At 60.6% G+C, this 20,581-nt stretch carries 21 protein-coding genes and 1 pseudogene; 6 read left to right on the top strand and 16 right to left on the bottom strand.

Annotated elements, in window-relative coordinates:
- The first annotated feature begins 79 nt into the window (after positions 1–79).
- The gene (locus AC0T4W_RS08720) at positions 80–1,000 is read left to right on the top strand and encodes a DMT family transporter (RefSeq protein WP_476318565.1); all 921 of its coding nucleotides are present in this window, start codon (positions 80–82) and stop codon (positions 998–1,000) included.
- Here AC0T4W_RS08720 and AC0T4W_RS08715 read toward each other — a convergent pair.
- The 6 genes from AC0T4W_RS08715 to AC0T4W_RS08690 all read right to left on the bottom strand — a co-directional run bounded on the left by AC0T4W_RS08715 (position 986) and on the right by AC0T4W_RS08690 (position 4,346).
- A complete protein-coding gene (locus AC0T4W_RS08715; protein WP_476315460.1) occupies positions 986–1,939 on the bottom strand; it encodes an IS1595 family transposase in 954 nt (317 codons plus the stop codon). The genes AC0T4W_RS08720 and AC0T4W_RS08715 overlap by 15 nt on opposite strands.
- A gap of 192 nt (positions 1,940–2,131) precedes the next feature.
- On the bottom strand, positions 2,132–2,656 hold the full coding sequence (locus tag AC0T4W_RS08710) for a DUF2937 family protein (RefSeq protein WP_476318563.1): 525 nt from the start codon (positions 2,654–2,656) through the stop codon (positions 2,132–2,134).
- 15 nt (positions 2,657–2,671) lie between these two features.
- Positions 2,672–3,448 (bottom strand): class II glutamine amidotransferase, encoded by a 777-nt coding sequence (locus AC0T4W_RS08705; protein WP_476318561.1) that lies wholly within the window; start codon positions 3,446–3,448, stop codon positions 2,672–2,674.
- Positions 3,441–3,689 carry an HIT domain-containing protein gene (locus AC0T4W_RS08700; protein WP_476318559.1) on the bottom strand — a complete coding sequence of 83 codons (249 nt, stop codon included), beginning with the start codon at positions 3,687–3,689 and terminating at the stop codon, positions 3,441–3,443. The genes AC0T4W_RS08705 and AC0T4W_RS08700 overlap by 8 nt, the downstream gene beginning before the upstream one ends.
- 29 nt (positions 3,690–3,718) lie before the next feature.
- Positions 3,719–4,192, bottom strand: coding sequence for an MFS transporter (locus AC0T4W_RS08695; RefSeq protein WP_476318557.1), 474 nt, complete (start codon positions 4,190–4,192; stop codon positions 3,719–3,721).
- Positions 4,185–4,346, bottom strand: a complete 162-nt coding sequence (locus AC0T4W_RS08690) for a hypothetical protein (protein WP_476318555.1) — start codon at positions 4,344–4,346, stop codon at positions 4,185–4,187. The genes AC0T4W_RS08695 and AC0T4W_RS08690 overlap by 8 nt, the downstream gene beginning before the upstream one ends.
- Between AC0T4W_RS08690 and AC0T4W_RS08685 the strand changes: the two genes are divergently transcribed.
- Positions 4,345–6,375, top strand: coding sequence for a S9 family peptidase (locus AC0T4W_RS08685; protein WP_476318553.1), 2,031 nt, complete (start codon positions 4,345–4,347; stop codon positions 6,373–6,375). The genes AC0T4W_RS08690 and AC0T4W_RS08685 overlap by 2 nt on opposite strands.
- Positions 6,376–6,509: 134 nt before the next feature.
- On the opposite strand, the gene istB is transcribed toward AC0T4W_RS08685, so the two are convergent.
- Positions 6,510–7,265, bottom strand: coding sequence for an IS21-like element helper ATPase IstB (gene istB / locus AC0T4W_RS08680; RefSeq protein WP_476314780.1), 756 nt, complete (start codon positions 7,263–7,265; stop codon positions 6,510–6,512).
- Positions 7,266–7,281: 16 nt separating this feature from the next.
- The gene (gene istA / locus AC0T4W_RS08675) at positions 7,282–8,802 is read right to left on the bottom strand and encodes an IS21 family transposase (protein WP_476318161.1); all 1,521 of its coding nucleotides are present in this window, start codon (positions 8,800–8,802) and stop codon (positions 7,282–7,284) included.
- Between the two features lie 336 nt (positions 8,803–9,138).
- Here istA and AC0T4W_RS08670 point away from each other — a divergent pair.
- Positions 9,139–9,729: pseudogene (locus AC0T4W_RS08670) on the top strand (Tar ligand binding domain-containing protein); the annotation flags it as partial.
- Positions 9,730–9,831: 102 nt separating this feature from the next.
- A complete protein-coding gene (locus tag AC0T4W_RS08665) occupies positions 9,832–10,827 on the top strand; it encodes a methyl-accepting chemotaxis protein (RefSeq protein WP_476323528.1) in 996 nt (331 codons plus the stop codon).
- A gap of 68 nt (positions 10,828–10,895) precedes the next feature.
- Here AC0T4W_RS08665 and AC0T4W_RS08660 read toward each other — a convergent pair whose 3' ends face one another.
- Positions 10,896–11,195, bottom strand: coding sequence for a hypothetical protein (locus AC0T4W_RS08660; RefSeq protein ID WP_476318551.1), 300 nt, complete (start codon positions 11,193–11,195; stop codon positions 10,896–10,898).
- Between the two features lie 124 nt (positions 11,196–11,319).
- On the opposite strand from AC0T4W_RS08660, the gene AC0T4W_RS08655 reads away from it, so the two are divergent.
- Positions 11,320–11,691 (top strand): YajD family HNH nuclease, encoded by a 372-nt coding sequence (locus tag AC0T4W_RS08655; protein WP_476318549.1) that lies wholly within the window; start codon positions 11,320–11,322, stop codon positions 11,689–11,691.
- 290 nt (positions 11,692–11,981) lie between these two features.
- Positions 11,982–12,452 (top strand): RNA methyltransferase, encoded by a 471-nt coding sequence (locus AC0T4W_RS08650; RefSeq protein WP_090253162.1) that lies wholly within the window; start codon positions 11,982–11,984, stop codon positions 12,450–12,452.
- A 79-nt stretch (positions 12,453–12,531) separates the two neighbouring features.
- On the opposite strand, the gene AC0T4W_RS08645 is transcribed toward AC0T4W_RS08650, so the two are convergent.
- From AC0T4W_RS08645 to rnd, 7 genes are all read right to left on the bottom strand, one after another.
- On the bottom strand, positions 12,532–15,033 hold the full coding sequence (locus AC0T4W_RS08645) for a TonB-dependent receptor (protein ID WP_476323525.1): 2,502 nt from the start codon (positions 15,031–15,033) through the stop codon (positions 12,532–12,534).
- A gap of 194 nt (positions 15,034–15,227) precedes the next feature.
- Positions 15,228–16,202 (bottom strand): FecR family protein, encoded by a 975-nt coding sequence (locus tag AC0T4W_RS08640; protein ID WP_476318546.1) that lies wholly within the window; start codon positions 16,200–16,202, stop codon positions 15,228–15,230.
- Positions 16,199–16,738: a sigma-70 family RNA polymerase sigma factor gene (locus AC0T4W_RS08635; RefSeq protein WP_476323522.1), complete on the bottom strand. Its 540-nt coding sequence runs from the start codon at positions 16,736–16,738 to the stop codon at positions 16,199–16,201. Before AC0T4W_RS08635 ends, AC0T4W_RS08640 begins: the two co-directional genes overlap by 4 nt.
- A gap of 234 nt (positions 16,739–16,972) precedes the next feature.
- Positions 16,973–18,199, bottom strand: a complete 1,227-nt coding sequence (locus AC0T4W_RS08630; protein WP_476318544.1) for a hypothetical protein — start codon at positions 18,197–18,199, stop codon at positions 16,973–16,975.
- Positions 18,200–18,277: 78 nt separating this feature from the next.
- Positions 18,278–18,727 (bottom strand): YcgN family cysteine cluster protein, encoded by a 450-nt coding sequence (locus tag AC0T4W_RS08625; protein WP_476318542.1) that lies wholly within the window; start codon positions 18,725–18,727, stop codon positions 18,278–18,280.
- Positions 18,728–19,031: 304 nt separating this feature from the next.
- Positions 19,032–19,325: a YcgL domain-containing protein gene (locus AC0T4W_RS08620; protein ID WP_475252815.1), complete on the bottom strand. Its 294-nt coding sequence runs from the start codon at positions 19,323–19,325 to the stop codon at positions 19,032–19,034.
- On the bottom strand, positions 19,322–20,455 hold the full coding sequence (gene rnd / locus AC0T4W_RS08615) for a ribonuclease D (RefSeq protein WP_476318540.1): 1,134 nt from the start codon (positions 20,453–20,455) through the stop codon (positions 19,322–19,324). Before rnd ends, AC0T4W_RS08620 begins: the two co-directional genes overlap by 4 nt.
- Between the last annotated feature and the right edge of the window lie 126 nt (positions 20,456–20,581).

Genomic DNA, 20,581 nt, shown 5'->3' with positions numbered 1-20,581 from the left:
TTATGGAAAAGCCAATTCCACAAGGATACTAACCCCAGCATCATTCGGCACAGCACAACTCGTTAGGGGTTTACTCAACATGCCATGGAAAACCTGGTCAGCCGAACGCTTAGGCATCGCACTGGCGGTACTCGCCGCCTTCGGTTTCTCGTTCAAGGCGATTTTCGTCAAGCTGGCCTACGCCGCCGCACCCGTGGACGCGGTCACATTGCTGGCGCTGCGCATGAGTTTCGCCCTGCCCTTCGCGCTGTGGGCCACGCTGTGGCTGTGTCGTGCTGCACCGCCGCTGACGCGCAAAGACTGGGGCATGCTGATCGCCCTGGGCCTGTTGGGCTACTACGGGGCCAGCATCCTCGATTTTATTGGCCTGCAGTACATCTCGGCGGCGCTGGAGCGCCTGATTCTGTTTATCTACCCAACCATGACGGTGCTGATCGGCGTGCTGTTTATGGGCAAGCGTCTGGAGAAGCGCCAGGTTGCGGCGCTGCTGCTGACCTACGCGGGCATTGGTCTGGCGTTCGCCCACGACCTGCAGGTGGCGGAAGACCTGCACACGGTGTTGATCGGTGCCGCGTTTGTGTTTGGCTCGGCGCTGTCTTATGCGCTTTACAGCGCCGGGGCTGAGGTGGCGATTCACCGCCTGGGCACTATTCGCTTTGCCGCGCTGGCCATTATCGTGTCGACCTTTGCCACGCAACTGCACTTTCTCGCGACCCAGCCATTCAGCGCACTGCAGTTGCCGGTTGAGGTGTATGCCTACAGCGCGGCGATGACGATCTTCTCCACGGTGCTGCCGATCTTCTGGCAATCCGCCGCGCTACGGCTGATTGGCTCGGCACGCACGGTGCTGATTGGCACACTGGGGCCGATCCTGACGATTGTCTTCGCCTGGATGCTGTTGTCGGAGCCGGTGTCGTTTGCCCAGCTGGCGGGAGCTGGTTTGGTGCTAGTGGGGGTGCTGCTGGTGTCGCGGCGTAAAAGATGGCTATGTCTGAGTTAACTGTTGCGTGGCCCTATATCCCAGCGACTCACCCAAGCAAATCAACGGGTTGAGCTGCGTTTTGTAGCGTTCAAGCAGGCGCCGCCAGCCTAAATAATTCGTCAGGTATTTGGTGGCCACACCATGAAAAGGAATCATCCAGCTCTTGAGCCGACTATCGTAGGCGTTCACGTTCTGGATGTGGAAAGCGCCATCAACTCGGCGTTTCTGACTTGGGTTGATCGGTCGATGAGTAATGCCCTCTGCTTTGGCAAAGTGGGCATAGACACCTGCGCTGTCGGTGCAAAGAATCGCGTCCGCGTCTATCAGCGGGCGCAGTCGCTCCCCGACGTGGCGTGCATCAAGCTTTTCCAGCTTGAAGTCAGCCTGCTGGCCACTACGATCTCTCACCACCAACACTGGGATCTGCTCGGCAGACAACCCGCGCCGCTTGGCACTTCCACCGCGCTTACGAGGTGGGCGGGGCAGCTCTCTCTGGCCCTTGAAGGACTCCAGGAAGAAGGTCTCATCCGCCTCGACAATGCCCGATGCATGCCGGGCCTGGTGATCAGCAATTCGAGAGAGAAACCGGTGCCGCCACAGGAAAGCCGTGTTCTTGCTGACGCCACAATGGATTGCGGCCTTGCGTACGCTCAGGCTTTGGGTCAACGCCTCGGCATAGTCTTGCCACAGATGACGCTTTCTCAATCGCGCCATAGGAGTGCCCGTCAGAGCATTACTGGTTTTGCCACACGCTTTGCAGCGATACCGAGGCAGGTCGCCACTGGTGCCCCACGGGCGCAGTTCTTTGGACTGGCAATGTGGGCAGTGGCTGGGGGCTTTGATTACGTCCTGCGTAAGCACGCCAGTGTGCGAAAGGCTGGTGCTCAACTGACGACGCTGCTCTGGCGTTAGGGTGGGCAGCTGGGCTACCCACCGTGAAAACTGAATCGCTTTCATGATCAATCCCTCGCATTCGGAGACATCACAACTCAGTTTAGACCATCGCAACAGTTAACTTAGACATAGCCTAAAAGATTGCCGACCCTGACGACTGTTAGCGAGGCTGCCGGCGTTCAAGGCAGCAAACCGGCTTAAGACGCGAAGCAGCAGAAACACCAAGGGCTCTTGCCAGCCCTGGTGTGATTCACCTCAGCGCCAGTGCCGCTGCTGCACTTTCTGGCTGCGGCCGGCACCAAACAGCATACCGATCAACAGCACCAGACTTTCCAGCAGCCAGGCCAGTAGCATGGCGCAGGCAATACCCCAGGCGATGGCCTCGGGGGCCAGCAACACCTGATAGCGGTAGGCAGCGAAAGTTTCTTCCAGCAGCTCATGGTCTGCCGCTGTCGCCAGATGCCAAACCTGACCGTACCAGGGCCCCTGCATGGCCTTGGATTCGCGCTCAAGGAATGCCGAGCGCTCGACCAGGATCCCCACGCTCTGGGCATCGCTGCGCATCACCGGATCGGCGCTGGCCTGATAATGGCCGACCAAAGCCACCAGATCGCCTTTGAAAAAGCGCCGAGCCGTTTCCCGGAAACCCTTGAGGCCCTGTTCCGATTCGACGCGATGGGCTTCAACGCGCTTGCTGTAGTCGTCGATAAAACCCGGCACCTGCACCCCAACCAGCAACCCCAGGGCAAACAAGGCCAACCGCAGATAGCTTCTAAACATGTCCCCTCCCCCAATTCAGTCCGTTATGCCTTGCGCCACACATTCACCGCCACGCCATAAACGCCACTCACCTGGCTGGTAAAGCGTCCAGCTTTCGTTATCGGTCAACGGCTCGGTCGCCAACACGCTGACCACATCATTGGGCGTGGTTTGCGCCTGGAAATCCACCTGCATATCGGCATCTTTCAAATGCGCTGGGCCAAATGGCGCGCGCCGGGTGATATGCGCCAACTTGCTGCTGCAAAAACTGAACAGCCAGTCGCCATCACTGAGTAGACAATTGAATACGCCGTGCTGCCGATAGCCAGCGCAAGCAATGATCAGGGTGGGCAGCAACGCCTCAACCGCCACCGGTTCGGGAAAGGCGTGACGCAGGCGATTGAGCAGATCACAGAAAGCCGCTTCGCTGTCGGTGTCGCCAATCGGTCGGTAGTTATCCTGACGCGGGGAAAAATCGGCCAGTTGGCCGTTGTGCGCAAAGCACCAGTTACGCCCCCACATCTCGCGTACGAACGGATGGGTGTTGGCCAGACAGACGCGGCCGACATTGGCCTGGCGAATATGGCCGATCACCACTTCGCTCTTGATCGGATAGCGCTGCACCAGCTGCGCCACCTCTGATTCGCTACTGGCGCGCGGGTCCTGAAACAGACGCAGGCCGCGCCCTTCATAAAAACCCATGCCCCAGCCATCACGGTGCGGGCCGGTACGCCCGCCGCGCTGCATCAGGCCGGTAAAGCTGAAAACGATATCGGTCGGCACATTAGCGCTCATACCCAGCAATTCACACATTGCGTAACGCCTCGCGCAACTGCTGCGCTTCAATTGCCAGACGCGTTTCGATGCGTGTGCGCGTCAAGGGCAGAAAACGCATCAAGGTGTGCCAGAGCAACTGCATAACATCGCCGCTGCGCCGTGGAATCAGGTGCAGATACAGGTGCGGCACATGCTGATTGGCGGTCGGCCCGTCATTGGTCAAAAAATTGATGTCCTGCTCAATTTCTGGTGGGCCATGCTGAACGGCTGCGTGCATTGGCGCAAGGGCAGCGGCACAAGCTTGAGTTACAGTCGCGGCTCGACCCGCAGCCTGCGGTCACCACGGGCATCGTAACGAGTGTCGCCGAAATCCTGCTCATCACGCGTCATCATCTCGCGCAGAGTCGGCTCGCCATCGGCAATCGGGGCAGGCCCATTGCGCGCCTGCCACCAGCGCTCCACAGGCCAGCGCACGGCGACAAACAGCAGGTACAGGACAAACACGATCAACGTGTACATGCTCAGGTCCGCCACTGCGCGCCAGACGTTATTGCCTACATCCAGCAGCAGGTCCATGGCGGTAATGGCAATCGCCGGAGCGAACTGCTCCTTACCGGGGTCGACGATGGTCGGGCTGAACAGCAGCACAAATACCAGCACACGCAGCGGCTCGCGCAGGTAGCGCCACATCCAGCTGGTTAGGCGAAACCACACCAACAGGCAACCGAAGGCCGCCAGTAGGTAGGCGCCCCAGGCAAGCAGGTAGTCGTTTTCAGTCATAAAACGCAAAGTCTCTGGCATTGAAGACCGGTCGGTGACGCACGCGCACAAGCGCAGATTTCAGCAGCCGACGGGCGAAGTGGCGCTTATGATAACGGCTTTTGCCTGCTTCGGCGTCCCCGCTGTCGGCCGTCATCCACAGGAGTTGTTTCATGTCCCACGCCCCTATCGCCCGCCTCGACAACACTGCCGACCCGTACCGCTGGCTGGAAAACCGCGACAGCGCTGAGGTGCTTGATCACCTCAAGGCGGAAAATGCCTACCTGGAGCAACAGCTCAGCGAACAACTGCAACTGCGCGAAACCCTGTTTCAGGAGATCAAGGGGCGAATCCGCGAAACCGACCTCAGCCTGCCGTCGCCCTGGGGGGCCTATCTGTATTACCAGCGCACCACCGCTGGTGATGAATACCCACGGCATTACCGCTGCCGCAAACCCGTCGACGGCTCGCTGACTGTCGATGAGGCCAGCGAGCAGTTGCTGCTCGACCCCAACGCCCTGGCCGATGGCGGCTTTATCTCGCTCGGCGCCTTTAGCATCAGCCCCGACCATCAGCGCCTGGCCTACAGCCTGGACACCAGCGGCGAGGAAACCTATCAGCTATTCGTCAAGGAGCTGGCCGACGACAGCCTGATCGAGCTGCCATTCGAGGAATGCGACGGCAGCATAACCTGGGCCAATGATAGCCAGACGCTGTTCTTCGGCGAGCTGGACGACACCCACCGCCCGCACAAGCTGTATCGCCATCACCTCGGCACTGACTCAGCCGAACTGGTGTTCCACGAGCCGGACGGGCGCTTCTTTCTCAGTTGCTACCGCAGCAGCTCCGAACGCCAACTGATCCTGCAGCTGGGCAGCAAAACCACCAGCGAGGCCTGGGTGCTGGATGCTGCCACTCCGCAAGCAGCTTTCAGCTGCGTGGCCCCACGCGAAGAAGGCCACGAATATGACGTGGACCACGGCACCCTGAATGGCCAGTGGAGCTGGCTGATCCGTAGCAACCAGCACGGCATCAACTTCGCTTTGTTCAGCTCCAGCGAAACAACGCCGAACCGCAGTGTTTGGCAATTGCTGCGCGAGCATGATCCAGAGGTAATGCTCGAAGGCTTTAGCCTTAATCAGCAAGCGCTGGTGCTGAGCCTGCGCGAGAGCGGCCTGCCGATTATCGAGGTACAACCGCAGGGGCTGGCAGCCTACCGCGTGCAGATACCGGACGCGGCCTACAGCCTGTATGTGCAAGACAGCCTGGAGTTCGACAGCCCGGCGATTCGCCTGCGCTATGAAGCGCTCAATCGCCCGGCCCAGGTGCGTCAGCTGGAACTGGCCACGGGCGAGCAAATTGTGCTCAAACAGACCCCGGTGCTCGGCCCGTTCGATGCCGACAGCTATGTCAGCCAACGTCTGTGGGCCACTGCCGCCGATGGCAGCCAGGTGCCAATCAGCCTGGTGGCCAAGCGCGAAGTGCTCGGCACCTCTGCCCCGCTCTACCTTTACGGCTATGGCGCTTACGGCGAAAGCCTCGACCCCTGGTTCTCCCATGCCCGCTTGTCGCTGCTTGATCGCGGCTTCGTGTTTGCCATCGCCCATGTCCGTGGCGGCGGTGAACTGGGCGAAGCCTGGTACCGCGCCGGCAAGCTGGAACACAAGCAGAACACATTTAGCGACTTTATCGCCTGCGCCGAGCACCTGATCGCCACCGGCTATACCCGCGCGCAGCAACTGGTTATCAGCGGCGGCAGCGCCGGCGGTTTGCTGATAGGCGCAGTGCTCAATCAGCGCCCCGAGCTGTTCGCCGCCGCCATCGCCGAAGTGCCGTTTGTCGATGTGCTCAACACCATGCAGAACCCTGATCTGCCGCTGACCGTCACCGAGTACGACGAATGGGGCGACCCAAACCAGCCCGAGGTATTCGAGCGCATCAAAAGCTACGCGCCCTACGAAAACGTCCAGGCTCAGGCCTACCCGGCGATTCTCGTGGTGGCAGGCTACAACGATAGCCGCGTGCAGTACTGGGAAGCCGCCAAATGGGTGGCCAAGCTGCGTGCGCAGAAAACCGACAACAACCTGTTGCTGCTGAAAACCGAACTGGACGCCGGCCACGGCGGCATGAGCGGCCGCTATCAGGCACTCAAGGACGCCGCCCTGGAATACGCCTTTATTCTCAAGGTGCTGGGCCTGGTTTGAGTCCATCACGCCGCTCTGCCAGCCGTAGTTGCGGATTCCACGCCATTCGGACACTCAGCCCACGCTGATCCGGACACCTGTTCCACGGTCATCCGGACAGGCAGTCGGAGCGCAGCGACGCAGGATATGCATTGTTAGTCTGAGGTGCCCGGCGTCGTCAATTTCTTCGCCCGCCTGCGCATCGACTCTCCCTTCAGGTTGATCCGGTAGGCGTTGTGCACCAGGCGGTCGAGGATGGCGTCGGCCAGGGTCGGATCGCCGATCAGTTCGTGCCAGTTGTCCACCGGCATCTGACTGGTCACGATGGTTGAGCGTTGGCCGTAGCGGTCGTCCAGCAGCTCCAGCATGTCGCGGCGCTGTTCGGTGGTGAACGGTGCCAGGCCCCAGTCATCGAGGATCAGCAGGTCGGTCTTGGCGTAGCTGCTCATCAGCTTGACGAAGCGGCCGTCGCCATGTGCCAGGCCCAGTTCTTCCAGCAGCCGTGGCAGGCGCAGATAGCGCACGCTGCAGCCGTCCCGGCAGGCCTGGTGGGCCAGGGCGCAGGCCAGCCAGGTTTTGCCGACGCCGGTGGGGCCGCCGATGATCAGGTTGAGGCCGTCGCGCAGCCACTGGCCGCTGCGCAGTTGCAGGATCAGCGCCTTGTCCAGCCCGCGCGGGGCGCGGTAGTCGATGTCTTCGAGGCAGGCGTTGTGCTTGAGCCGGGCCTGGCGTAGGCGGTTGCTCAGGCGCTTGTCGTCGCGCTCGGTCAGCTCGCGATCGACCAACAGGCCGAGGCGTTCTTCGAAGCTCAGGCTGTCGATGTCGGGTGTTTTCAGTTGCTCGGCGAGGGCTTTGAGCATGCCGTGCAGGCGCAGGGTTTGCAGCTTGTCCAGGGTCGGGTGAGGCAGCATGGTGGGATTCCTTTGTTCAGTGGTAGTAGCCGGGGCCGCGCAGGTTGGCGTGGTCGTCCGGTAGTAGGGGTAGGTTCTGTTGAGCCAGCGGCAGGTTTTCCAGGCCTTGGCGCAGAATCGATTCGAGGCTTTTGTAGCTACAGGCACCGAGGCTTAGGGCGCGCTGGCAGGCGGCTTCCAGCCGTTCTTCGCCGTGGTGCTTGCCCAGGCGCAGGATGCCCAGGCAAGCGCGGTAGCCATGCTGCGGATGCACGCGCCGTTCGAGGATGTGGCTGATTACGCCGGCGGTGTTCGGGCCGGTCTGCTCGGCCCAGCGGATAAGCCGTTGAGGCGTCCACTCGGCATGCTCGCGATGGCTCTTGGGCATGTGCTCGGTCTGCGTGCTGTGCCGGCCTTTGTGCAGGGAGCGTACGTGGCTGGCCACCCGCTGGTTGGCGTGGAAGCACTCCACGGTGCGGGCCGTCAGGCGCACCTCCAGCTGCTTCTTCACCAGCTGGTAGGGCACCGAGTAGTAATGCCCGTCAACCTCGACGTGGTAGTCGATGTGCACCCGCGCCTTCTTCCACTCGGCATAGACGTAGGGCTGCTCCGGCAACGGGCGCAGAGCCGGGCGATCCAGGCTGGCGAAGGCCGACTGCCGGGAGCCCGGCAGCTTCTTGAACGGCCGTTGGTTGAGCCGCTCCAGCAGCACGGCGATGGCCGTGTTGAGCTCGTCCAGGGAGAAGAACTGGCGATGGCGCAAGGCGGCGAGGATCCAGCGCTCGACCACCTGCACGCCGACCTCGGCCTTGGCCTTGTCGCGGGGCTTACGCGCCCGCGCCGGCACCACCGCCACGCCATAGTGCTCGGCCAAGTCGCGGTAGCTGGGGTTGATGTCCGGTTCGTAGCGATGGGCCTTGCTCACCGCACTGCGCAGGTTGTCCGGCACCACGATCTCCGGCACCCCGCCGAGGAAGGCGAAGCAACGGGCATGGGAGCCCAGCCAGTCCGGCAACTGCTGCGACCAGGTGGCCTCGGCGAAGGTGTAGCTGGAGGCACCGAGTACCGCGACGAATACCTGCGCCTGGCGGATCTCGCCGCTGTGACGGTCGATCACCGGCATCGTCTGACCTGCGTAGTCGACGAACAGCTTTTCGCCGACGCGGTGCTCCTGGCGCATCACCACATCGACCTTGCCGGCCCAGGCCCGGTAGTGCTCGCAGAACCAGCTGTACTGGAAGCCCTGTGGCTGGCCCAGCCGATACTCCTGCCAGAGCAGTGCCAGGGTCACGCCTGGTCGGCGCAGCTCGGCATGCACCCAGGCCCAGTCGGGAGTTGGTCGTTGCTCAGAGGGGATCTCCGGCGGTGGCGGGAACAGGCGCCGCTCCAGCTCTGCGTCGGACAACTCAGCAGGGAGCGGCCAGGAGAGGCCGCAGGCCGTGAATCGGCAAAGGTAATCACCGGCACTGCTGTGACCTATGCCCAGACTGCGGGAGATCTTACGGACAGACAGCCCGCAATCGAACTTGAGGCGCAACACTTCACGGATTTTACGCATGGATAAACGCTCCACGACGACCTCTCTGCTTCGAAAAAGAGGCCAATGGTAGTGAATAAATCCTGCGTAGCTGCCTGCCAGAAAGTGTCCGGATGGCTGTGGAATCAGTGTCCGGATGCTCGTGGAATGGGTGTCCGGATCAGCGTGGAATCACTGTCCGGATGTGCGTGGAATGGGTGTCCGAGTCAGCGCGGAATCCGCACCGTAGTCATATGGCTTGGCAGAGCGGCGCAGGCTCATAGTAATTCGCGCTAAACAGCGGGCGTTTAAGGAGAAAAACTACTTGACCGTTCGTGCAGATTTTATCGGTTTGACGTGTAAGTTCGGCTAGGCTGAATGACACGCTGGCGTACTGCCATCTCACCCATTCAACTGCCTGCTCACCATGGACGGTCTGTGATGAAAAACTGGAAGATCAGAACCCACCTTTTTCTGCTTGCCGGCTGCCTGCTGTTTGGTTTGCTCTGTGTTGGCGGCCTTGGTCTGTATGGCCTGCAGACCACCGTCAAGGGGCTGCAAACCGTGTACTTAGACCGCGTGGTACCGCTGCGCGACCTTAAACTGATTGCCGACCTGTACGCCGTCAATATCGTCGACGCGACCCACAAGGCGCGTAGCGGCGAACTCGATGAGAAAACCGCACAACAGCTGATCGAGCAGGCGCAGGGGCGGATCGAAGAAACCTGGCAGGCATACCTCGCCACCGAACTGATCCGCGAGGAAAGCCAGCTGATCGAGCAGATCAACCCGCTGATGCAACAGGCCCGGCAACCGCTGGATGAACTGCAAAGCCTGCTCAATCGGGGCGATAAAGCCGGCATCGAAGCCTTTGCCAACCAGCGGCTCTACCCGTTGATCGATCCGCTGTCGGAGAAATTCGCCGAGTTAATCGACGTGCAGCTGCTCGAAGCCAAGCACCAGTACCAACTGGGCGAAGCCGCCTATGTCAGCAACCTCAACCTGAGCATCAGCGTGTTGCTGATTGCCCTGCTGATTGGCCTGGCCCAGGTGTTCTATTTCATTCGTCTGATGAGTCGGCAGCTGGGCGCCGAGCCCGGCGAGCTGGAAGAAATCAGCGCACGCATCGCTGAGGGCCGCCTGGGTGGAGGCAAAAGCCTGGGTAATCAGGTAATGACCGGCGTGATGAAATCCGTGCAGAGCATGCGCAAAGGCTTGCAGGACATGATCGGCAATATTGGCGAAGCCTCAGAGCAGATCGAATGCGCCACCCTGCAACTGGCCGCCTCCTCCGAACAAGTGCTGACCAGCGCCAACGTGCAGAGCGACACGGCCTCGGCTATGGCCGCCACCGTCGAGCAACTGGCAGTGAGCATCAACCACATCGCCGAAAACGCCCAGCAAACCTACGACATGGCAAAAAAAGCCGGCGACATGACCGATGAAGGCATTCAGGTAATGGCCCGCGCCACCACAGAAATGCACAAGATCGCCGAGCTGGTGGCCGAGAGTTCGCAGGATGTGGAAACCCTGGCCGCGCAATCACGCAATATCAGCGCGATTGTCGATGTGATTCGCGGCATTGCCGAACAAACCAACCTGCTCGCCCTCAATGCAGCTATTGAAGCAGCACGCGCTGGCGAACAAGGTCGCGGCTTTGCCGTGGTGGCTGATGAAGTACGCAGTTTGGCCGGGCGCACCGCACAGTCCACCACCGAGATCGTCGCCTTGGTAGAAGCCATTCACGGCGGCATGCACAAGGCGAAAGGCAGCATGGCCGCTGGCTGTGAGCGGGTTAGCATCGGCACGCAACTGGTCGATCAGGCGGGCAGCTCGATGACCGGGATTCGCCTGGCCCTGAATGAATCACTGCAGGCCGTCAGCGTGATCTCGCTGTCGCTGCAGGAGCAACGCGCGGCCAGTGAGCAGGTGGCCATGAGCGTGGAGCGCGTGGCGCAAATCGTTGAGGAAAACTCGGCGGCCCAGGGCGGCATTGTGCAGGCCATTCAGTCTCTGCAAGCCATGTCCGGGCGCTTGCAAGGTGTGATACGGCGCTTCAGTTTCTAACTCGCAGATTGCGCGACATGCTGGCCGATGGGCAGTTGGTCGAGCAACAGCCCCTAACTACCCGTAGCTCACTCGTCGGGTTTTGGCACCGGCTGGGTATTGCGTTCGCGCTGTTCTTTTAGCAACGGTACATCCTGATCGCTGCGCGGCTGATTAGATTGCGGCTGCGGCACCTGCCTAAGCAACGGCGGGTTATTGCGGCTCGGCGCTGGTAGATGCTGCGGCGCAGCCGGTGCATAGGGTTGCGGTGTGGCCGTACCCGGAGCACCTGCCGCTGGTGTTGTGGACGGCATTTTTGGCGGTTGCTGAGCCAGCAGCGAGGTGCTGGCCAGCGTGGTCAGTACAAGCAACAGGGTGGTCAAGCGCATGCGGGTATCTCCCATACAGTTACTCACTTTGGCCTCAGCCACGCCGTTAAGTGCCACACGGGCGGTTCTCACTGATCGCCGGCAGGGCTAGACTGGCTGCATAGGCCACCGTACGAGACTCCAGATGAGCAGCGATAAATCCCCCTCCACCACCGGCAAGCTTGACCGTATCCTCGCCGAGGCCCAGCGCTCGCGTGAAGAAGGCTACCGCGACAAGGCGCTGAAGATGTACCCGCACGTCTGCGGCCGCTGCGCCCGCGAGTTTTCCGGTAAGCGCCTGAGCGAGCTGACCGTGCACCACCGCGACCACAACCACGACAACAACCCGCAGGACGGCTCCAATTGGGAGCTGCTGTGCCTGTACTGCCACGACAACGAACACTCGCGCTACACCGACCAGCAGTATTTCAGCGAAGGCTCGCTGAGCAGCCCGAAAACCTCCCAGGCAACCCACAACCCCTTCGCCGACCTGGCTGCACGGCTGAAAAAGAACTGATTCTGTAGCCGGATGCAATCCGGGACGTTTTACGCAGCGCCAAGCTGCCCCGGATTGCATCCGGGCTACGGCACTTGCGCACGTAGGTTGGCGCTGAGCGCAGCGAAGCCCAACGGCGGTGCCCGAGCCAACCTACGGCATTGGCGATGCTGTTAACCCCTAATCGCCAGCAAGCTGGCTCCTACAAAAAATCAGCACGCTGCCATACAGGTATACTCGCGTCTTTTTTGTCGCCCGTACCCTTGGCGCGGCTGCAAAATCTCTCCCGAACTTTTTTTGCGAGTGCCACCGTGGCCAACAAGAGATACGCCTGCATCGGCCTGTTTAACCCCAAATCCCCGGAAAATGTCGGTTCCGTCATGCGCGCAGCGGGCTGTTATAGCGCCGCCTCGGTGTTCTACAGCGGCAAACGCTATGCCCGCGCCCGCGACTTCATCACCGACACCCAGCGTATCTATATGGATATTCCGCTGATTGGTGTGGAAGACCTGCAGCAGATCATCCCCATAGGCTGCACGCCGGTGGCCGTGGAGCTGGTTGAAGGTGCGCGGCCACTGCCGCAATACACCCACCCCGACCGCGCCATCTACATCTTCGGCCCCGAAGACGGCTCGCTAAGCAAGGAAGTGCTCGACTGGTGCGAGGACGTGATCTACATCCCCACCCAGGGCTGCATGAACCTGGCTGCCACCGTCAATGTGGTGCTCTACGACCGCATGGCCAAGGGCATCAACACCAAGTCCGGGCCGGGGCTCAAGTAGCCGCGTTTGGCACCTGCTCCTCTCGATTTAACCCACCCGCACAGGCTGGACAGCAAACGTCCAGCCCGGCCTCGGTCATTCAAAAGAACTGGGTGATGCTCAGCTTGGCATTGCGCCCTTGGCTGTAAACCCGATCACCACTGAATGCCGGCTGGTAGAAGCGGTTGAACAGGTTATCCACGACGAAATTCACCTCGGTATCCTTCAGCCCGGCGAGTTGCGGCTTCCAGTTGGCAAAAATGCGTTGGGTGTCATAACTGGCATTATCGAAGTGATCGTAATAGGTATCGCCCACCGAGCTGCCCATGCCTCCCGAATAGCGGTCACTGGGCAGGCGGTCACTCTTGCGTACGAACTCACCCTGCCAGCCTACCTGCGTATCGACTTCAGGGATTTTCACCCCCAGTGTCGCGACCCACTTAACCGGTTGCATGCCCCTTGCCCAGACATCCGGCCCCCAGGGGTTGGTGTAAGCGCCCTCGTGTTCGCCGGTCATCCAAGAATAGGACAGCGCACCAAACACCCGCGCACTGTCATAAAAGCTCTCGACTTCAACACCTTTGATCGTTAGATCACCGATATTGCGGTAATTACCCAGGGGCAGGTAAGCCGCGCAGCTACCGGACAAGGAGCCATTGCTGACAGACTGCTCCTCGCAGCCGACCCCGACGTTCTTGAAAATTTCATCCTTGATGCGGTTACGGAACAAGGTGGCGCGAATCTGCAGGCTATCGCTCTGTACCAGTAGATTGGACAGGCTCAACACGCTGCCGGCTCGCAGGGCATGCATACGTTCCGGTTCCAGATCGCGACTGGTGGCTGGACGACTGCTGCTGTTCTGCACCTCGTACTGTTCATCAATCAGCGGGGCACGCCAGGTCTGCGTGTAGTCGGCAAAGAAGCCGAGTTGCTCGGTCGCGGCCCAGAACAACGACAAGCGTGGCGACCAACCCGAATAGCTCTGACTACTGTAGTCATGACCGAGCGCCGCATTGTTGTAGATCGGCGCAAGGTTCGGCTCGGCCTCGTTACGCACACTGTCGAAGCGCAAGGAAGGCGTAATGGTCAGACGGCCATAACTGATGGCGTCCTGCACATAAACGCTGTGAGTCAGTTGCTCGCCACTGGGCATAAAGGTCGGCTGGAATACGCCATAGTTGTAACGGGCTTTGTTGTAGGTGGATGTATCGATATACATCAGCGTATCGCGATTGTGTTGGTGCCATGCGCCCCCCAGGGTCAGCGCATGGGACAGGCTGCCGGTGTCAAAGCGGCTGGTATTGCGCAGTTCGATAACCTTGTCCCGGTAACCTGTGTCCATCTTTCGACCACCGGTTGCTGGCTGTACGAAAGCTGTAGGCTCGCGCTCATCCACTTGTTCCACATCGGACTGTGAATAGCTGAGTGTCATATCCAGCAGGGGATTATCCAGCGGCTGGTAGTGGTACTTGGCAGACCAGGTCGTGTCGATGGTTTCCCGGTGAGCGAGGAAACGCCGCAAAGCGGCCTCATAACCATATCGGTCGATATTGCTCTGGGTTGGCGGCGTCGGAAAGCTGGCCGACGAAAACGGTGTCCAGCGAGTACTCGTTGAGCGCGCCCAGGACACTCCGAATGCATGCTCATCGGTGGCATACAGATTGAGCTTAAACAAGCCGGCATCCAGGCCCTGAGCCGAATTCGGCAAGCGCTGCGGGTTGATCGGGTAGCGATTGTCTGGATCAGCAATAGTGCCCGCCAATTTCATATCGCGGCCATCTCGGCTCGTCAGGTACACCAGGCCATCGGCTCGCCCGTCCGGGGTCTGCCCATACACCGCGCCACTGTAGATCTTCTGCTGATCGTTGCTGTGGTAACCGTACTTGAGCATGGCGCCCAGGTTGCGCCCCTCCTTCAACAGGTCCGGCGCATCCTTGGTCTCCATATGCACGGTGCCGCCAAAACCGCCGTTGCCGGTAAATACCGAGTGCGGGCCCTTCTCTACCTCAATTCGCTTGATCAGCTCCGGCTCGATAAACACCGTGCCCTGCTGATAACGCTCGAAGCCACTCTTGGTGGCACCGTCGAGGGTGAAAGGAACGTCTTCGGCATCACCCAAGCCCCAGATATTCATCGTCTGCCCGCCGGGCTTGGCCGAGCCGCCCATGCTCACGCCTGGCAAGGTTTGCAACAGGCTGGGGATGTTATCGGCCTGCTGGCGCTCGATCACCCTGTTGGTCAGGGTCGAACGGCCCACGCTGCTGGCATCGACACTGGTTCCGCTGCCAACAATGGTCTGAGCGTCCAGCTGGATCGTGTTCTGCTGCTTACTCTGCTGAGCGCGCTGGCGCACCACAAAGCCCTCACCCGCAGGCACCAGCTCTAAACCTGAACCACCCAGCAACTTCTCCAGTGCATCACGCGCGCTATAGGTTCCCGACAGCGCTGGCGCTTGCATGTCATGCAATAGCGATTCGTCGAAGAGAATCTGCAACTGGCTCTGCTGGGCCAGGGCAGTGATGGCGTTGGCCATCGGTTGCGCTGGCAGATTGAAGCTGAACTCCTGAGCCAGAACACTGCCGCTGAGTAGACAGGTAGCCATGGCGCTGCTTACGCATAACTGACGCAGGGTAAAACGGGTGGTGCGGGTTTTCATGCAAGTCTCCCAGATACTGCAAAATCGCCCTCGCATAAGGCGGACATCAGGAAGACGCAGCAGGCCAAGAAACCCACACATGAGAATGAAAAATATTTGCATTTAGATGGCGCACAAAAATCCTCTCCCATGTCCTCGGTTCAAAGGGGATGAATCAGCACAGTACCATCGCCGCGATGCTCAACCCGTACCGGCAAGAGTTGTGGCAACGCAGCGAGAAAATCATCCGGCTTGGCGATATTCAGGCTGCCAGATATACGCCGCTCGCCCAGGTCTGCCTGGGCCAGACGTACCGGGGCTGCGCGGTAATGCGACAGCTCATCAAGCAGCTGCGCCAGAGGACGATCCCGAAACACCAGTTGGCCACGCCGCCAACTGGCAATCTCCTCACTACCCAGACGCAGTGGCTGCAAGGTCTTGCTGCGGTAATCGAAATCAACGCCCTCACCCGCCCCCAATAGCGTTTGCTGCGCCTTGCCGACCTGCGGCTGCACCGCCACTTTGCCGCTTTCCACCGCTACTGCCAGGTGCTCATCGCTACGGCGTACGCTGAAGCGAGTGCCAATCACCCGTACGCTGCTCTCGCCAGCCATAACTTCAAAGGGCCGACTGGTATCGGCAGCCACGGCGAAAAAGGCTTCACCGGCAAGCAGTTCAACTTCGCGGTGATCGTCATAAAGGCGCACATGCAATCGGCTATCAACGTTGAGGTCGATACGCGTGCCATCTTCCAGCTCGATCTGGCGCTGCTCACCCGGTGCGCTGGACAGGCTCAACTCCTGCGTCGGCTGCGCGCTAAACCAGTTCTGCGGCGCAGCCAGCACCACACACAGCAACACCGACGCGGCCAAGGCGCGTCCCGGTAGCCAACGGCGCTTCGGCCGCAAGGCCAGCACGGCTGACACTGGCAAAACGGGGCGCGGCAACAGGTCAAGATCTGCCCAGATCAACTGCATATTGGCCAATGCCCGCACATGGGCGGAACTGGTCGCCAACCAGGCATCCAACTGCGCCTGTTCGCTGCTCGACAATGGACCACGGCAACACCGGCTAAACCAGATGGCCGCCTGTTCATCGATGGAAATCGGCCGGTCCTTGTGCATGCTCACGCTCATAGCTTTTCCAACGTGGGCTGGCCTTCAACGCGCCGTTTGCAGTGCAGCAAGGCACTGGCAATATGCTTTTCAACCATGCTCAGGGAAATCCCCATACGCGCGGCCACCTCGGCTTGGGATAGGCCATCGAATTTGTGCAGCACAAAGGCCTCGCGCCGACGTGGCGACAAATCGTCCAGGGCTCGAGCCAGCAGATGCAAGCGTTGATGCTGTTCGACTTTTTCCAAGGGACTGGCTCCCTGCTCATCAGCCATGACGTCTAGCGCATGCAGTGAATCGGCTTCCTCAAACAGCTGAGGGCGGGACTGTTGGCGACGCCAGTGGTCGCGCAGCAGGTTGCGTGCAACCTGAAAGAGGAACGCTCGCGGTTGCTGCACATCACCCCGCCCATCCCAGCCGAGCCACTGGGTGAAGGCATCCTGGGCCAGGTCGGCGGCATCGGCGGAGCTGTCCAGGCGCTTGCCGAGAAACTTCAGCAATTCGCTATGCAGGGTGCGATAGGCCAGGGAAATCGAACCACGCAACTGCTCATCCATGACCAGGCCGCCCATACACCGTACTGTTCGCTAACACCACCACACCCCTGAAGCGCATCAATCTGACTACGCAACGGGTGCGTGGATCGACAAGCATTAAATGAGAATACTTATCATTAGATATTGATCAAGAGGACAGGGTCAAGCTGGCAATGTTGAAGTTGGGCAAACGCCTGCGCAGAAACAGCAACGCCACCCTTGCTGGGTGGCGTTGGATATGGTGCATACCTTGGGCTAGCGCAACAGCTTGGTGTCCAAAACGTCGGAGGCGGCGCCCATAACGTTTTCGCTGATCTCGATAAAGTCTTTTGTGCTGGCCTTGTCCAAGCGCATCAGGCCGCGCGTCACCTCATCTAACGAGCGCGGCTGGGTAGTGCCTTTGGTGGCCTGACGAATCTCCCGATCCAGCTCCTGCAGCAGCAACACCGCACGAGCGGTCACCGGCCCACTGGAGTCGTCGGTGCGCAGGCTTTTGACCGGTTTGCTCCAGCCAATTAGCTGCTCGCGGATTTTCTGGTAACGCTCTTCACTCAGGCCGCCGGCGCGGCGCATCAGCTCGATGGCGTAGTACTCGGCCAGGCCTTCGGTGATCCAGTCGCTGCGGTCACGGGCGCGAATGCGGCTGAATACATGCACCAGCTCATGCACCAGGGAACTGGTGCCGTTTTCACTGACCAGCGGGCGGTCCGTGTGCATGTAGTAAGAGTTGGCCGCCGACAGACCACCGCGCCACATCGGGTCGCCGGCACCGACGATCAGCAGCTTGGCCGGGTCGCGCGGAAACACCTCCTGGGCATGCGGCCAGATAAAGGTCAGCAGGGTCATCACGTCCATACGGCGCATGCCCTCGCCAACCGGAGCCGAGATAGTCACATCGGTTTCGCCCAGCTTGGCGCGGCGGGTGCCGATCTTGCCAGCCACCATCCAGCCGGTCGGGCGGTCGAATTTGCGCTGCGGGTTGTCGATACGAAACTTGTTTTTGCCGATACGCGGCCAGCCGGTTTCGACACTCTTCCAGCCCTTGGGCAGCTCGAACTGCAGGCGCGATACCAGCTCGGTTTTATCTTGCTGACGCAGCTTGACCGCCGGCACCAGGTCATCGCCGCGCAGCAGGGCCCAGTCCTTGGTAATCCGCGCATCAAAGCGTCCGGGGCTGCGCTCGTTATTGATGCGCACGCGGTAGCTCAGGGTCGATTTGCCTTTGCCAGGCTGCCAGGTGCCCAGCTCGGGACCGCTCTGCGTCCACTGACCATCGGCTTTAAAGTCGCTGTAAACGCCCTGCTCACCCAGGTTGAACGCCAGACTGATCACCGGCGCGCCATCCTCCAGCGTCAGGCTGACTTCGGCCTCTTCGGTCTCCGGCAGGAAGCGCACCTGGTAATCCAGATCGACCTTCTTCGCCCACAGCGGCGTGCTCAGGCTCAGCAAAACAGCGGACAACAGCAAACGGCGCATCAACATGGCAAAGCTCCACAGTGCAAATCAGTGACTCAGGCGAGTTTAGGCTGACATTTGTCGGCGAGGTTCAACTAACGAGGTTCAGCCGGCGCGGAAGATCATATGATCCTCCCACTCATCTTCGGCCACGCTGTTTTCGCTAAGCATGCGCCTAGCCTGGGAAATACGCTGCTTATGCACCTGCTCCGGGTCACCGCACACCAGGTGATGCCAGAGCAGCAGATCCTTACCCTCGCTGACCAGGCGGTAGGCGCAGGTCGGCGGTAGCCACTGGAACTGGTCGGCCTGCGCCGGGGTGAGCTGAATGCAGTCGGCAACGAATTGGCGCCTGTTGCTGTAGTCGGTGCAGCGGCAGGTCTGCAGGTCCAGCAGCTTGCAGGCGATGCGCGTGTAATAGACGCTGCCATCGTCCTCATCTTCAAGCTTTTGCAGGCAGCACAGGCCGCAGCCATCGCACAGCGATTCCCACTCGTCCTGATCCAGCTGTTCGAGGGTTTTGCGTTTCCAGAAGGGTTCGACTTTGGCGGCCATGGCGAGGGTACGGTGAGGGGCGAAAAGGCCGGCAGTCTAGCGGCTGGGGCAACAACGGCCAAGGGCGGCGAGCTGAATGGTTAATTAATAACCACGAGCAAAGTCTACCTGCCCGCGCAGTGCAGAACCTGCCTGCCAGCGCGCCAGCCAGTTGCCCCTGCTGCAAGGCGCTGACCAGCGCCTGATCACCACTTCCACACGGCGACCAGCATTGATAAACAACGCGCTGGGTTTGCCGGTGGCGAACAATGCTGCTCATAGATATCGCGGGTGGCCGGGGCATTCGCAGTGGCAGGCATGGCGGTTACATCGGGTCGTTGCGGCGCAGCAATTCGTCCGGCAGGTGCTCGATATATTCGTCTTCCGGCGGCGGCATCTGCAGGTGGTAGCCCTGCTCGTCGAGGTTGGCCAACACCTTGTGGATGTCTTCCTGGGCCAGGGTGCGTTGCGGCGTCAGCACCATCTCGAAGGCCAGGGCCGGCGGGCCAAAGGCGGCCAGGAGGTTTTCCGGCACACGCTTGAGGGCTTCACTGCGCAGCACATAAAGGTACATGCCGCTTTTACGCGGGCTCTTGTAGATCGAACAGATACGCTTCACACCGGCTCTCCGGTTGCAGCCAGGCAATCAAGCAGCGCCTGGCCCATCAATTCACGCCGCCAGCCGCGCAGCGACTCCGGCAGCTGATAAGGCCCATTGGGGTAGCCGGTTTTCAGCAGGGCCTCCAAGGTTTTCTTACGCAGCATCAGCTCAGGGGCAATGTTCAGGCGCTCACCTTCACGCTGGCCAATGGCGCGCAGCTTTTTCAGCAGCGATGCGGCGTCCAGCGGCAAGGGCTCGGGCAAAGCTGGCGGCCAATCCTCAGCCGGGGTGGCTGCGGCCTGCTTGATCAGTTGCAGAATAAACTCGCCGTCCTGGCGCACGGTTTTCGGGTGCATGTCTTCTATACGCGCCAGGGCCACTAGGTTATCCGGTTGGGTGCGCGCCAGTGGCCACAGCGAATGCTCGCGGATAATCCGGTTGCGCGGCTGGTTACGTTTGCGCGCCTGGCCTTCACGCCAGGTACACAGCGCTTTCAGCACGGCCAACTGCTGCCGGTTGAGTTTCCAGGCCAACTTGGCTTCGCGGTAGGCCAGCTCCGGGTCGATTTCGCGGCAGAGGTTGGCGACCAGCTCGGCGCCGTCTTCCAGCACCCAAGCGTATTTCTCGTCGGACAGCTGCGCCTTAAGCTGCGCATACACCTCGGCCAGGTGCAGCACGTCTTCCGCTGCGTAGCTGACCTGAGTGACCGACAACGGCCGCTGCAACCAGTCGGAACGGGTCTCACCCTTGGGCAGCTCGATATTCAGCACCGCCTGTACCAGGCGCGAATAGCCCATGGAGAAGCCGAGGTTGAGGTAGCCGGCGGCCAGTTGAGTGTCGAACAGCGGCGTGGGCAGGCTGCCGGTCAGGCGCAGAAAGACTTCCAGGTCTTCGCTGCAGGCGTGCAGTACCTTGACCACGGCTGGGTCCTGCAGCAGCTCGGTAAAGGGCGCCCAGTCGCTGATCAGCAGCGGATCAATCAGGTACGCCCGCTCGCCCTCGCTAACCTGCAGCAGACCGGCAATCGGGTAAAAGGTGTCGACCCGCATAAACTCGGTATCGACCGCCACAAACGCCAGCGTGCGCCAGGTTGCACAATGCTGCGCCAGGCTGGCGTTATCACCAATCCACTGAATATCAATCGCCACACAGCTCTCCCATCAAGAATGCCGCGCAGTATATATGCCCTGGCAGGGTGCCGGGCATTTGCCGGCCATTTACCCCCAGGGCAGCACAGATGCGAATGAACCCTGTAATCTGGCCGGCGCTTGCAC

It is taken from the genome of Pseudomonas sp. C7.1, from assembly GCF_056312395.1.
This window is presented reverse-complemented; position numbering and strand designations above follow the sequence as displayed.